Annotated in this window: 11 protein-coding genes; 8 read left to right on the top strand and 3 right to left on the bottom strand. The window is 62.8% G+C overall.

From position 1 onward, the window contains the following. Window positions 1-84: 84 nt before the first annotated feature. Both NPS56_RS20100 and NPS56_RS20095 read left to right on the top strand, forming a co-directional pair. Complete coding sequence (locus tag NPS56_RS20100) at window positions 85-1,242, top strand: GGDEF domain-containing protein (protein WP_274076229.1); 1,158 nt, start codon at window positions 85-87, stop codon at window positions 1,240-1,242. 146 nt (window positions 1,243-1,388) lie between these two features. Next, window positions 1,389-2,378: an MBL fold metallo-hydrolase gene (locus NPS56_RS20095; protein WP_274076228.1), complete on the top strand. Its 990-nt coding sequence runs from the start codon at window positions 1,389-1,391 to the stop codon at window positions 2,376-2,378. 366 nt (window positions 2,379-2,744) lie between these two features. On the opposite strand, the gene NPS56_RS20090 is transcribed toward NPS56_RS20095, so the two are convergent. Both NPS56_RS20090 and NPS56_RS20085 read right to left on the bottom strand, forming a co-directional pair. Further along, the gene (locus tag NPS56_RS20090; protein ID WP_274076227.1) at window positions 2,745-3,266 is read right to left on the bottom strand and encodes a GNAT family N-acetyltransferase; all 522 of its coding nucleotides are present in this window, start codon (window positions 3,264-3,266) and stop codon (window positions 2,745-2,747) included. Next, the gene (locus tag NPS56_RS20085; RefSeq protein WP_274076226.1) at window positions 3,263-3,694 is read right to left on the bottom strand and encodes an NUDIX hydrolase; all 432 of its coding nucleotides are present in this window, start codon (window positions 3,692-3,694) and stop codon (window positions 3,263-3,265) included. Before NPS56_RS20085 ends, NPS56_RS20090 begins: the two co-directional genes overlap by 4 nt. A 1,066-nt stretch (window positions 3,695-4,760) precedes the next feature. Between NPS56_RS20085 and NPS56_RS20080 the strand changes: the two genes are divergently transcribed. Then, window positions 4,761-4,973: a DUF4287 domain-containing protein gene (locus NPS56_RS20080; RefSeq protein WP_274076225.1), complete on the top strand. Its 213-nt coding sequence runs from the start codon at window positions 4,761-4,763 to the stop codon at window positions 4,971-4,973. A gap of 10 nt (window positions 4,974-4,983) precedes the next feature. Here the strand turns inward: NPS56_RS20080 and NPS56_RS20075 are convergent, their stop codons facing one another. Continuing rightward, entirely contained in the window at window positions 4,984-5,199 is a 216-nt protein-coding gene (locus NPS56_RS20075; protein ID WP_046816415.1) for a hypothetical protein, read from the bottom strand. Between the two features lie 172 nt (window positions 5,200-5,371). On the opposite strand from NPS56_RS20075, the gene lldD reads away from it, so the two are divergent. From lldD to NPS56_RS20050, 5 genes are all read left to right on the top strand, one after another. Beyond that, window positions 5,372-6,517 carry an FMN-dependent L-lactate dehydrogenase LldD gene (gene lldD, locus NPS56_RS20070; RefSeq protein ID WP_274076224.1) on the top strand — a complete coding sequence of 382 codons (1,146 nt, stop codon included), beginning with the start codon at window positions 5,372-5,374 and terminating at the stop codon, window positions 6,515-6,517. Between the two features lie 27 nt (window positions 6,518-6,544). Further along, window positions 6,545-7,312, top strand: a complete 768-nt coding sequence (locus tag NPS56_RS20065) for a metallophosphoesterase (protein ID WP_274076223.1) — start codon at window positions 6,545-6,547, stop codon at window positions 7,310-7,312. A gap of 192 nt (window positions 7,313-7,504) precedes the next feature. Beyond that, window positions 7,505-8,023, top strand: a complete 519-nt coding sequence (locus NPS56_RS20060; protein ID WP_274076222.1) for an HIT family protein — start codon at window positions 7,505-7,507, stop codon at window positions 8,021-8,023. 84 nt (window positions 8,024-8,107) lie between these two features. Next, complete coding sequence (locus NPS56_RS20055) at window positions 8,108-9,814, top strand: amidase (protein WP_274076221.1); 1,707 nt, start codon at window positions 8,108-8,110, stop codon at window positions 9,812-9,814. Between the two features lie 343 nt (window positions 9,815-10,157). After that, window positions 10,158-14,252: a bifunctional nitrate reductase/sulfite reductase flavoprotein subunit alpha gene (locus NPS56_RS20050; protein ID WP_274076220.1), complete on the top strand. Its 4,095-nt coding sequence runs from the start codon at window positions 10,158-10,160 to the stop codon at window positions 14,250-14,252. The last annotated feature ends 193 nt before the right edge of the window (window positions 14,253-14,445 follow it).

The following is a 14,445-nucleotide window of genomic DNA, read 5'->3' as shown; positions in this document are numbered from 1 at the left end:
TGATGGGCAGCAGGATCTGCGAAAAACCGGCCCGAGCATTTACAATCACGCCTTTCACCGCAGATCAGAAAGGTTCTCCAGGTTATGGCGCTCGACCCTCCCACGATGTTGACACTCTCGATCGCCCTCGCAGCGGCTGCCGCGCTGTACCTGGCGATCGAATGGCGCAGCATTCGCGAGCCCTCGCTGCTGTTCTGGAGCGCAGGTTTCGCCACGATCACCCTGGGCTCGACGCTCGCCTTGCTGCGCAGCTCCGGGCTGTTGCTGGTCGGCATCTGGTTCGCCAACGGCCTGCTGGTGGTGGCCCACTGGTGTTTCCTGCTGGGTGTCGCACGCTTCACGCAGACGCGCCTGTCCCGTGCCTGGTACCTGATCTTTGTTGCCTGGATGGCCTTGCTGTTGTTACCGGACGAGCCGTCGTGGTCCAAGGTCATGCTGCTGGCCAATTCGCTGCTGGTGGCGGTGACGACACTCAGGGCCAGTTTCCTCCTACGTCCCCATGGCAGGTCGTTGAGCGTGGGCGCGGTGCAACTGCGTTATGTGCTGCTGGTGCATGGGCTGTTCTATCTGGCCAAGTCGATCACCGCCATCGTTCCCGGCACCCTGATCGATCTTGCCGCCTTTCGTGGCGAGATCATTCAGCTATCCCTGGTCGAGGGGGCGATGGCGATCATGCTGATCGCCTTGTCCATGACCGGCACCGAGCGCTACCGGCGCGAGAAACGCATCGCCCGGCTGGCCGCCCGTGATCCGTTGACTGCCCTGTACAACCGCCGCGCCCTCGAAGTGCGGGCAACGCGCCTGCTCGATGACGTCTCTCCAGCGCGCCCCGGTGCCTTGTTGCTGATCGACATCGACAACTTCAAACAGGTCAACGACCTCTACGGCCATACCGCTGGCGACCGCCTGCTGGTCACGCTGAGCGAGATGATTCGTTCGGTCCTGCCCGAAGGCGCACTGGCGGCGCGACTCGGTGGTGACGAGTTCGTGATCCTGCTGCGCAACGCCTCGAATGAGCAAATCGTCGGGCTGGGCAGCACGCTGCGTGAGCAATTTCACCACGCTGCCGCCCAGTCATTCGCCACCCCCGAAGCGGTGACCCTGAGCATCGGCGCCAACCTGTTCGACCATCCGCCCGCCAGCCTGGCGGCGTTGATCGAGCAAAGCGATGCGGCGCTCTATCAATCCAAGCGTGGCGGACGCGACAGCATGCGCCTGGTCGATCAGACCGTTTCTGGTTGAGGCCTGCACGAAAGGCCCCGCAGTATCTTTTGGTGGGAAACGCTCACGCTAAAGTGCAAGCCCGCTATACACCCGTATGGTATCGAGGGCGGTGTGTGGCGTTGCACACTGATTGCCCGAACGAACCTGGCAATAGGTGAACGACCATGACAACGCATCTGGACTACCCCACCCCAATGGCTGGTACACATCAGAAAACTAGCGGCCAGCCGGCGTCAGAATCGAGCTTGCCCGGCACCCCGTACTCCGGTGGATCGGGGTCGCAGGAACTGGTGCCTTCGCGCTATGCGCTGCGGGTCGGCGAGATCGACGTGCTGGTGATCAGCGATGGAGTGCTGCCGCTCCCGACCGCGACAATGTCCACCAATGCCGACCCGGCCGCCCGCGCGGCCTGGTTCAAGGAGATGTTCCTCGGGCCGGACGCGTTCGATTGGGCGTTGAACGTACTGGTGGTGCGCAGTGGCGAGCAGACCATTCTCGTCGACGCAGGACTGGGTGGACAGTTCCCGGGCTTTCCACGGGCCGGGCAGTTCCCCAAGCGACTGGAGGCCGCGGGTATCGAGCTTTCGGCGGTAACCGACGTGGTGATTACCCACATGCACATGGACCATATCGGCGGGTTACTGGTCGATGAGGTGAAGAACAAGTTGCGGCCAGACGTGCGCATCCACGTTGCGGCTATCGAGGTTGCGTTCTGGGAGTCGCCGGATTTCACCCACACCGACATGCCTTCACCGGTACCGGACGTCCTGCGGGCAACCGCCAATCAGTTCATCAACGCTTACCGCAGCAATGTGCGGACATTCGAAGACGAGTACGAGGTGGCACCGGGCGTGGTGGTCAAGCTCACCGGCGGCCACACCCCGGGTCACAGCGTGGTCTACGTGACGTCCGGCGGCGAGCGGTTAACGTTCGCCGGCGACGCCCTGTTCCCGGTCGCCTTCGAGCATCCCGACTGGCACAACGGTTTTGAACACGACCCTGAGGAGTCGGTTCGCGTTCGGGTGCGACTCATGCGAGAGGCGGCGGCGAGCGGTGAGCTTTTTGTCGCCACGCACCTGCCGTTCCCCTCCGTTGGGCGGGTGGCCGTCAATGGGGACGCCTTTCGCTGGGTCGCGGCTTTCTGGGACTACTGACATACCCGCTGGCGCGGGTTGTCGTGGCCCCCTGTAGGAGCAGCCGGTCGACGCTCGATTGCTCGCGAAAAACCCGAGAGCACCGCGGAGCGTCAGGTTTCCCGCGTCATCGTTAACGACCATCGCGAGCAATCGAGCGTCGACCGGCTGCTCCTACAGGGATCGCGGTCAATTGCGGTTCAATCGTACACAGGGGTCGTCGCTTACCTCATCGTAGCCGATGTCTAAACGCATCGTCGGCACTGCCACCGTGCGCCGTCGGATCGGTGAGCATAAGCCTGACCCCGGCCGGCAAGGTGTTCCTGATCAGTCGTCGAGTGTTGCCCTTCACCCAAGTGACCCAGAACTGACCAGCATGCTGAGTTCCTACTCGCGCTTGCGGCACCGGGCCAGAGGCTGAAGCAATCGGTATTCGGCTTCTGGCGCTTCGTTTCCGGAGGATTGTTCAAGCACGAATCCGCAACGCTCCAGTACTTTTCTCGAGCCCACATTTTCCTTGAACACATAAGCTATCAGTTGCGTCAGTTGCCAACGGCGCTGTGCCTGCTCGATCAGATGCCTGAGCGCCTGTGTCGCCAGGCCCTGGCCGCAAGCGTCGCGATCGATTCGATAGCCCACCTCCGCAGACCCCGTCGCAGGGTCGATGCTTTTCAGGTTGGCTCGACCCACTATTTTTTCATTGCAGTCTTCGATGACAAACGGATGCCAGGCGCCGATGGCGAAACCGGATAAGTAGCCTTGAATATGCTCGGCGACGCCCTGCAATGAGTAAAAAGAAGGGTCGCGGGCATCGATATGGGATTCGAACCACTCACGGTTGCGGACTTCGAATGCGAGCAACGCTTCGGTGTCGGTGCTTTTCAGCTCGCGAATCTTGAATGTCTTCATTCATCAACTCTCCTGTGTTCAGGCCGAAGCGTGGCCGTCAGGTGCCGTAATGCCCGACGGAAGACCGGATGACAATCGGCAATCGGCAACTCATCAAGCGGGGCCCAGAAAAAGCTGAAGGCGTGGCCACGGTCATCGCGCGTTTGATGGGTCCATTGTTCGGGCAGCGGCGCCTGTGCGTGGCACAGATGAAATGACCATACCTGCTCGAGATGCCCGGCGTTCCAGCAGCCCAGATCACTGATAACCGAGGCGTCGTCTATTCCAGACTCCTCGCTCAACTCACGAAGAGCGGCCTCGGCGGGTGTTTCTTTTGGCTCGATTGTGCCCTTGACCAATTGCACGCCTGCCAGGGGATGGCGGAACAGAAGGATGCGTGGCGCAGGCATGCTGGAGAGAATGACGGGGCAAGCCTTGTTTGGCGACATGGCGATCTCCTTATCGACGATGAAGCCGACATCATACGGTCAGTTCACCTTGCGATGCGATGGTGGCCGTTACACCGCTATCGCGGGCAAGCCAGCTCCTACAGGATTTGTGGGGCCATGATGAATGTGTGGCATTGCGCGCATCTGTAGGAGCCGGCTTGCTGGCGATGCGATGGTGGCCGTTACACCGCTATCGCTGGCAAGCCAGCTCCTACAGGATTTGTGGGGCCATGATGAATGTGTGGCATTGCGCGCATCTGTAGGAGCCGGCTTGCTGGCGATGCGATGGTGGCCGTTACACCGCTATCGCCGGCAAGCCAGCTCCTACAGGATTTGTGGGGCCTTGATGAATGTGTGGCATTGCGCGCATCTGTAGGAGCCGGCTTGCTGGCGATGTGATGGTGGCCGTTACACCGCCATCGCCGGCAAGCCAGCTCCTACAGGATTTGTGGGGCCATGATGAATGTGTAGCGTTACGCGCATCTGTAGGAGCCGGCTTGCTGGCGATGCGATGGTGGCCGTTACACCGCCATCGCCGGCAAGCCAGCTCCTACAGGATTTGTGGGGCCATGATGAATGTGTGGCATTGCGCGCATCTGTAGGAGCCGGCTTGCTGGCGATGCGATGGTGGCCGTTACACCGCTATCGCTGGCAAGCCAGCTCCTACAGGATTTGTGGGGCCATGATGAATGTGTGGCATTGCGCGCATCTGTAGGAGGCGGCTTGCTGGCGATGCGATGGTGGCCTTGGTGCCGCCATCGCTGGCAAGCCAGCTCCTACAGGATTTGTGGGGCCATGATGAATGTGTGGCGTTGCGCGCATCTGTAGGAGCCGGCTTGCTGGCGATGCGATGGTGGCCTTGGTGCCGCCATCGCTGGCAAGCCAGCTCCTGCAGTAGATCCGATTCGGCCGTGAGAGATGGGTCGGCTGTCAGGCCGCCATTGCTGTGATGCGATACCAGGAGTGGACGGCGGATTCAGCACAGGCTAAAAAGTACCGTTACCGATGCTGCGTCGGGAGCATTTCCCGGCTCTCCTGATCACCCAGCAAAAATGGAGTTTGCAACGTGACTGAAGACACAAAAACCAAAGGCCCCGCCTCGTACTTCCCTTCAATCGAAAAAAAGTACGGGCACCCGGTCAGCCACTGGCTGGACCTGCTCAAGACCGTCAGCAACAAGAAGCACATGGAAATGGTCGCCTGGCTCAAGACCGAGCATGGCCTGGGTCATGGCCACGCCAATGCTCTGGTTGCCTATTACCTGGCTCACGCAGGTTGAAGCAAGCCCGTCACGCAAGCTTGATGGCGCCACCCTGGATCTCGTCACGGGCAATGCGCAAGTCGATGGCGTCCTGGTTGAGCCGATGAATCAGGTTGAGCAAGCGTTGGCGCAGCACCTCGTCCTTGAGCTGTTCAGCGGCGCGCATCACATCCAGCGCCGCGCCCTCGTTGTTGGAGGCCACGGAGTCGAGCAGTTTGCGGATGCTTCTTGATGGCCGGTTCATGGGTCGCTCCCTCGGTTTTGGTTGAGGCGGATCATAGGCGCGTTATGTTTCGTCCATGTTGCAGCCACCAAAGGTTTGCACGGCTTTTCAACAGAGTTGCAATTGCATGGGCTAATCTGCCCTCAAGCTCGACAGGCGTCACCGTCCCCCATCAGCTCAAGGCATCGGCAATATGATCATTTCGTCCGCATCCGACTATCGCGAGGCAGCCCGTCGCAAGCTCCCGCGTTTTTTGTTCGACTACATCGATGGCGGAGCCTATGCCGAGCACACGCTGAGGGCCAACAGCGCCGATCTGGCGGACGTCAGCCTGCGCCAGCGCATCCTCAAGAACGTCGAAGCATTGAGCCTGGAAACCACCCTGTTCGATCAACGCCTGTCGATGCCCATCGTATTGGCGCCGGTAGGGCTGACGGGCATGTTCGCCCGCCGTGGCGAAGTGCAGGCGGTCAAGGCCGCCGAAAACAAAGGCATCCCGCTGTGCCTGTCCACCGTGTCGGTGTGCTCGATCGAAGAGGTCCGCGCCAACACTCAACAGCCCATCTGGTTTCAACTGTATGTGCTCAAGGACCGCGGGTTCATGAGAAACGCGCTGGAACGCGCCAAGGCCGCCGGCGTGCAGAACCTGGTGTTCACGGTCGACATGCCGACGCCCGGCGCCCGCTATCGCGACGCCCATTCGGGCATGTCTGGTCCCTATGCATCGTCGCGGCGAATGTTGCAGGCCATCACCCGGCCCGACTGGGCCTTCAACGTCGGCCTCATGGGGCGGCCCCATGACCTGGGCAATGTCTCGAAGTATCTGGGCAAGGCCGTTACGCTCGAAGATTACATCGGCTGGCTGGCCAACAACTTCGACCCGTCGATCAGCTGGAGCGACCTGGAGTGGATTCGCGATTTCTGGAAGGGCCCGATGATCATCAAGGGCATTCTCGACCCCGAGGACGCCAGGGATGCGGTCAGTTTTGGCGCCGACGGTATCATCGTTTCCAACCACGGCGGCCGGCAGCTGGATGGCGTGCTCTCCACGGCCCAAGCCCTGCCGCCAATCATGCAAGCGGTGGGCAATGACCTCAAGGTGCTGGTCGACTCGGGGATCCGCTCGGGGTTGGATGTGGTGCGCATGTTGGCACTGGGAGCCAAAGGGGTACTGCTTGGACGCTCCATGGCCTATGCCCTGGCGGCCGACGGTCAACGCGGGGTGGAAAACATGCTGGATATCTTCGCCAAGGAAATGCGCGTGGCCATGACATTGACGGGGGTCACCTCCATCGACCAGATCGACGAATCGATTCTGGTGCGTCATCCCCTCAAGTAATTAGCACCCACTGCCAGGAACCGTTCCATGCGCATCGCCCTGCTTTCCGATATCCATTTGTCCGTCGATGCCCTGCCGTTTCCGGTGTTGGAAGCGGATATCGTGGTCCTGGCCGGCGACATCTCCCGGCCGGCCGCCGCCATCGAGTGGGCCAGGGCATGCCCGACGCCGGTGCTGTACGTGGCCGGCAATCACGAATTCTACGGCAGCGACTTGATCTCGACCTACGAGCAACTGCACCGCTTGTCCCAAGGCACATCGATCCACGTGCTGGAACGTACGGCGCACGTCCACAACGGCGTACGGTTCCTCGGTTGTACCCTGTGGTCCGACTACCGTCTTTTTGATCAAGCCGAAGATCGGGCCCAGGGAATCGACATGGCCACGAGTCTGATCCGCGACTTCAGCCGCATCAGGGTTTCGCCTGATTTTCCAGACCTGTTCACCCCGGCCATTTCCCAGCTGATTTTCCTGCAGACGGTGGCCTGGCTGGAAGACTGTTTTGCCGCCGACCGCAGCACTCCTACTGTGGTGATCTCGCATTTCGCACCGACCCGCTCGAGCATCAGCCCGACTTTCGTCGACTCGCCGATCAACGCAAGTTTCGTTTCAGACCTCGAAGAGCAGATCAAGGCGTGGCAGCCGGCACTCTGGTTGCATGGCCATACCCACGGCAGCTTCGATTACCGGATCGGCAACACCCGGGTCATTTGCAACGCCCTGGGCTATGCCAGGAATGGTATCAATGAAAACGCTCAGTTCGAGGCCGCCCATGTGATTGACCTGGACCTGTGAATCCCCCGGCTTCATACCAAAGCGTTAACCTGCTACACCCAGGTCTGGTGGTCGGCGGCAGGATTTGCCCCTACATTGCCCGCGCATGGCACCAGCGCAAAAAGCGTATCCCACGGAGCTTTGCTGGATTTAGAATCAGTCGAGGCCAACCCACCCGCCCCTTTTGGCAGCGTCGCCAACGGACATTGACCCATGGACATAGCACCCCGTTTCATCATCCATGAAACCGCCCACTGGATCCTCAACCACCACATGTCTTCGGCGCTCCCCGGCTATCTGGTCCTGGGCACCCGGCACAACGCCAATTCATTGTCCGACCTTCCCGAGCAGGCCCTGGCCGAGATGGGCGGGCTGCTCGCCAGGGTGCAGAAAACCCTGCAAGCGGAGTTGCAGCCCAAGTGGCTCTACATCAGCCGATTCGGCCATGATCCGCGCTTCCCCATCCATTTCCATTACATCCCGGTGTACCCGTGGGTCGAGGACCTGTTCTGGCAGGATGAGCGCTATCGGTTGCTGGAAAACTTCGGCGACAGCGCCAGCGCACACACGCTGACCGATGGCGCGGAGATGACCCTGTTCATCTGGCGTGAGTTCGGCGAGAGCCCGCAACCACCGGCCATTGAAGGCCCTTCGATCGACCGGGTCATCGAGCGCTTGCGCACCGCCTTCAGTCCGGCGAGCCAGCGCCTGCTTGTTCAAGCCGGCAGCTGACATCGGCGATCGCGGTGCTAACATGACGGGCGTACCCGGATGCCTCAACCCGCGCATCCCCCATCAACAGCCGGCAGTCACCGCATGATCGAAGTCACCGAAGTTTCCATAGCCCAACTGCGCGCTGCGCTCGAATCCGGCCAGACCACCGCCGTGGAGCTGGTCCAGGCCTATCTCGCGCGGATCGATGCCTACGACACGCCCCAGACGCCCACCGCGCTCAATGCGGTCGTGGTGCGCAACCCCGATGCGTTGCAAGAGGCCCAGGCCAGCGATGCCCGGCGCGCCAAGGGCCAGGCCCTGGGCCCGCTCGATGGCATTCCCTACACGGCCAAGGACAGTTATCTGGTAAAGGGGCTGACCGCCGCCTCCGGCAGCCCGGCCTTCAAGGACCTGGTCGCCTGTCGCGATGCCTTCACTATCGAACGGCTGCGCGCCGCCGGCGCCATCTGCCTGGGCAAGACCAACATGCCGCCGATGGCCAACGGCGGCATGCAGCGCGGCGTCTACGGCCGCGCAGAAAGCCCGTACAACGCCGACTACCTCACCGCCCCCTTCGCCTCCGGCTCGTCGAACGGTGCCGGAACCGCCACCGCCGCCAGCTTTGCCGCCTTCGGCCTGGCTGAAGAAACCTGGTCGAGCGGTCGTGGCCCGGCCTCCAACAATGGCTTGTGCGCCTACACGCCTTCGCGCGGGGTGATCTCGGTGCGTGGCAACTGGCCGTTGACGCCGACCATGGACGTCGTCGTGCCGTTCGCCCGGACCATGGCGGACCTGCTCGAGGTGCTCGACGTGGTGGTGGCCGAAGACCCCGACACCCGCGGCGACCTGTGGCGCCTGCAACCCTGGGTGCCGATTCCATCTGTCGCCTCGGTGCGCCCCGCTTCCTACCAGGACCTGGCCGCCAACGCCGCGGCCCTGGCCGGCAAGCGCCTGGGCGTGCCGCGCATGTACATCAACGCCGACCCTGAAGCCGGCACCAGCGAGGCCCCTGGCATCGGCGGCCCGACCGGGCAGCGCATCCACACCCGGCCTTCGGTGATCGGGTTGTGGGAGCAGGCCCGCCAGGCCTTGCAAGCCGCCGGCGCCGAAGTCATCGAGGTGGATTTCCCGCTGGTCTCCAACTGCGAGGGCGATCGTCCCGGTGCGCCGACCGTGTTCAATCGCGGCATCGTGTCCAAGGAGTTCCTGCATCACGAGTTGTGGGACCTGACGGCCTGGGCCTTCGATGATTTCCTGCAGGCCAACGGCGATCCACAGTTGAACCGCCTGGTCGATGTCGACGGACCGCTGATTTTCCCCCATGACCCAGGCACCCTGCCCAACCGCGAGGGCGACCTTGCCGCCGGCATGGACGAGTACGTGCGCATGGCCGAGCGCGGCATCACACCGTGGGACCAGATCCCGACGGTGCCGGACGGCCTGCGCGGCCTTGAACAGACGCGCCAGATCGATCTCGAGCAGTGGATGGATCGGCTGGGGCTCGATGCGGTAATTTTTCCGACCGTCGCCGACGTCGGCCCGGCCAATGCCGATGTCGACCCGGAAGCGGCGGACATCGCCTGGAGCAACGGCGTCTGGGTGGCCAACGGCAACCTCGCGATACGCCATCTGGGGGTGCCGACCGTCACCGTGCCGATGGGGGTCATGCCGGACATCGGCATGCCCGTGGGGCTGACCTTTGCCGGTCGCGCCTATGACGACTCGACCCTGCTGCGCCTGGCCTCGGCGTTCGAGGCCACCGGTTCGAAGCGCTTGATCCCGCCGCGCACCCCAGCGCTGGGCAAGTGACAGCGCGGGCGGGATTGGCGCGCTGCAGGTGCCAGTCCCGCCACCGCCACCGACTGGTGCACCCGGGTGCAGGTGGCGCTTTATAAAAGTGCAGGGTGCAGCGTTCATTTGCACCGACGCTCGACGATCTCCCCTTGCCCGCCCCCGTATCGACAACGATCACGGCCTGAAAGGCATTTCTGGCGCGTGACTTGCTAGGTACATCTCAACCCTGCAGTCAACGCTGATTGCATGCATACGACAAAGGCGCCGTGTGTCCCCCGTTTTTTATGACGGTGGGCCGCATGGCGCCTTTTTTGTTTCCGGCATCGGTAACGGCCGGCAAGAGATTCGAGGGGCGAGGATGGCAAGCAAAACCGTACGCAGTGTGTGTCCCTATTGTGGTGTGGGCTGCGGCATCGTCATGCAGGTCGAAAACAACCGGGTCGTCAAGGTCAGCGGCGACAAGGCCCACCCGACCAACGCCGGCCGGCTCTGCACCAAAGGCACCACCTGCGGCCAGGCCATCGCCGAGTCGGGGCGGATGGAGCATGCCTACCTGCGCCAGAAGCGCCAGCGCGACCCGGTGCGCATCGCCATGGACAAGGCGATCAGCGAGACGGCCAGCCGGTTGCGCGACACCCTCGATCGCCATGGCCCCGATGCATTGTCGTTCTACGTGTCCGGGCAAATGTCCCTGGAAGCCCAATACCTGATCAACAAGCTGGCCAAGGGTTTTGTTCGCACCAACAACATCGAGTCCAATTCCCGCCTGTGCATGGCCAGCGCCGGCAGCGGCTACAAGCTGTCCCTCGGTTCTGACGGCCCTCCGGGTTCGTACCAGGACTTCGATCATGCTGATTTGTTTTTCGTCATCGGCGCGAACATGGCCGACTGTCACCCGATCCTGTTCCTGCGCATGCTGGACCGGGTCAAGGCCGGGGCGAAGCTGATCGTGGTCGATCCACGGCGCAGCGCCACCGCGGACAAAGCCGACCTGTTCCTGCCGATCAAGCCAGGGACCGACCTGGCCTTGCTCAATGGCTTGCTGCACCTGCTGGTGAAAAACGGCCATACCGACCCGACCTTCATCGCCGCGTTCACCGAAGGCTGGGAGGCCATGCCCGAATTCCTCGAGGACTATCCTCCCGCCACGGTCGCGCAAATCACCGGCCTGCCCGAGGCGGATATTCGAAAGGCTGCGTCATGGATCGGCGAAGCCGCCGAATGGATGAGCTGCTGGACCATGGGCCTGAACCAGAGTACCCACGGCACCTGGAACACCAACGCCCTGTGTAACCTGCACCTGGCCACTGGGGCGATCTGCCGGCCGGGCAGCGGGCCGTTTTCCCTGACCGGGCAACCCAATGCCATGGGTGGCCGCGAGATGGGCTACATGGGGCCAGGCCTGCCCGGACAGCGCTCGGCGCTGGTCGAGGCGGACCGCCAGTTCATCGAAGACTTGTGGGACATCCCGCGCGACAGCCTGCCGCGCAACGTTGGCGGCGGCACTGTGGCCCTGTTCGAAGACATGAGCGCAGGCAAGATCAAGGCCTGCTGGATCATCTGCACCAACCCGGTCGCGTCGGGCCCCAACCGCCAGAAAGTCATCGACGGCCTGCAAGCGGCCGAACTGGTGATCACCCAGGACGCCTACCTCGACACCGAGACCAACCGTTACGCTGACATCCTCCTGCCCGGCGCGCTCTGGGCCGAGGCCGAGGGCGTGATGATCAACTCCGAGCGCAACTTGACGCTGATGCAAAAAGCCGTGGAGGCCCCGGGCGAGACGCTGCCCGACTGGCAGATCATCGCCCGGGTGGCCTGCGCGATGGGCTTCGCCGACGGGTTCACCTACAGCGCTGCCGAGGAAGTGTTCGAAGAGATCAAGCGCGCCTGGAATCCCAGGACCGGCTACGACATTCGCGGCGCCAGCTACACGCGCCTGCGCGACCAACCGCTGCAATGGCCCTGCGCGTCCGAGGCTGCCCCGCAGCGCAATCCGATTCGCTACCTCAACAACGGCGTGAGCCAGACGCTCAAGGTCGAAGCCGATGGCCACCAGCCGGCGATCGTGTTTGCCACCGAGCGCGGCAAAGGCATCTTCCTCGCCCGGCCGCACATGGCGCCGGCAGAAATGCCCGATGAAGCCTTTCCCTTCGTGCTCAACACCGGGCGCTTGCAGCATCAGTGGCACACCCTGACCAAGACCGGCAAGGTGGCGACCCTGAACAAGCTCAACCCCGGCCCCTTCGTCGAGATCCATCCCGAGGATGCCAGCGCGTTGGGCATCAAGGACAAGGACCCGGTCGAAGTACGTTCCGTGCGCGGTCGCGCGGTGTTGCCGGCGGTGGTGACCGACCGCGTGCGCCAGGGCAATTGTTTTGCGCCTTTTCACTGGAACGATGTGTTTGGGGAAAACCTGGCGATCAATGCCGTGACCAACGATGCCGTCGACCCGATATCCCAGCAGCCGGAATTCAAATTCTGTGCGGTCGCCCTGCAACGGGTCGAACTGATCGACCATCAGTTCCTGCAAACCCCAGCGCCTGCCGCCGTCGTCCCCTCCCCCTTGCCAGAGGAACTCGCCATGTCGAGCATCGAGACCTTCGCTGATCTGGCGGGCATCCGTCGCCTGCCCTCCCCGACATTGAACGACAGCGAACGCACTTACCTGGCCGGTTTTCTCAGTGGCCTGCAATCCCCCGCCGGTCGCCAGGCGCCTGGTGTGCCGGTGCTGCCGCCCAGCGCGCCGCTGGCGACCGAGACGCGGCTGTGGCTGGACGGGCTCCTGGGTGGGTTGTTCAGCCGGGTCGACGCGGGTGTTGCGCTGGGCAACCAGGTTGAAACCCCAGCCGCCGCCAACGCACCCGCCGTGACCTTGCTCTGGGCCTCGCAAACCGGCAATGCCGAAACCCTGGCCGAGCGTTTGGCCGCGCGCCTGCGTGACGGCGGCTTCGCCGTGGAGCTGAGCGCGATGGCCGATTTTCCGGCCAGCAAGTTGACCAGCACGCAGAACCTGGCCCTGATCAGCAGCACATTCGGCGATGGCGACCCGCCGGACAACGGCGAAGGTTTTTGGCACAGCCTCAGCACCACCCAGACACGCCTGGAATCGCTGCGCTTTGCCGTGCTCGCCTTGGGTGATCCGGCCTACGACCAGTTCTGCCGTCACGGCAAGCAACTCGATCAGCGCCTGCAGGAACTGGGCGCCACCCGTCTGCTGGAACGGGTCGACTGCGACACCGAATTCGAAGAGCGCGCCGATACCTGGGTGGCGCAATTACAGAAGACCCTCAGGCCCGAGCCAGCGGTCGCTGTCGAGGCGCAGGGTGCCGCCAGTCCCATCGAGACTACGGGCAAGGCCAAGCCCCGTGCCTCACGGCTGCTGGTCAACCTTCACCTGAACAGCCAGAGCCCGCATAAGGAAACCCGGATGTTTTCCCTGGACCTGGCGGATTCGGGATTGGGCTACGAGGCGGGTGACGCGCTGGGCGTCCATCCGCGCAATTGTCCTGAACTGGTCGATGAGTTGCTCGACCTGACCCGGTTGAATGCCGAGGCGCCGGTGAGCGTCGATCAATTCGGCGAGGTGTCGTTGCGTCAGGCCCTGACCGAACACTTTGAAATCGCCCGGCCCAACAGCGACACCCTCGCCTTCATCGCCGAGCGCAGCGCCAACCCGGGCTTGAAACAGCTGCTGGGCAATGACCGCAAGGCTCAGCTGAAAGAATGGTTGTGGGGACGGCAACTGGCGGACGTGCTGCAGGAGTATCCGCTCGACTGCTCGGCAAGCGAGCTGCTGGGCACCTTCAAACGCCTGCAACCGCGCCTGTATTCCATTGCGTCAAGCGCCAAGGCGCATCCACGGGAAGTCCATCTCACCGTGGCCGCGGTGCGCTACGGCAAACGCAAGGGCGTGTCCTCGACCTTTCTCGCCGACCGCGCGCAGGACGCCGAGGTACCGGTTTTCGTCCAGCCGTCGAAACATTTTCGCGTGCCCAGCGACGGTGATGTACCGATGATCATGATCGGCCCCGGCACCGGCATCGCACCCTTCCGCGCCTTCCTGCAAGAGCGCCGCGCGCGGGGCGACCAGGGCAGGAACTGGCTGTTCTTCGGTGAACAGCACGCCGCCAGCGATTTCTATTACCGCGATGAACTGCAAGGCATGCAGCACGATGGCCTGCTGACGCACCTGAGCCTGGCGTTTTCCCGTGACCAGGCGGAGAAGATCTACGTACAGGACCGCATCCGCGAACAAGGCGCCGAACTCTGGCGCTGGCTGCAGGACGGCGCCCGGTTGTACATCTGTGGCGATGCCAGCTGCATGGCCAGGGACGTCGATCAGACGTTGCGCCAGGTCGCGCAACGACATGGTGGACTGGATCCGCAAGACGCCGCTGATTATTGGCGCCAGATGAGTGAGCAGAAGCGTTATTTGCGGGATGTCTATTGAGTGGTTGGAACATTGTAGGAGCCCGGCTTGCCGGCGAAGGCGGCCTTGAGTATTGCGCTGGTCTCTCGGGCCTCTTCGCTGGCAAGCCAGCGCCTACAGGTCCGTGGAAAACCACGGATTCATGTCCAACACACAACATTGTAGGAGCCCGGCTTGCCGGCGAAGGCGGTCTTGGGTATTGCGCTGGTTTTTC

The sequence above is a fragment of the Pseudomonas putida genome (genome assembly GCF_028682635.1).
GTDB lineage: Bacteria > Pseudomonadota > Gammaproteobacteria > Pseudomonadales > Pseudomonadaceae > Aquipseudomonas > Aquipseudomonas putida_AE.
This window is presented reverse-complemented; position numbering and strand designations above follow the sequence as displayed.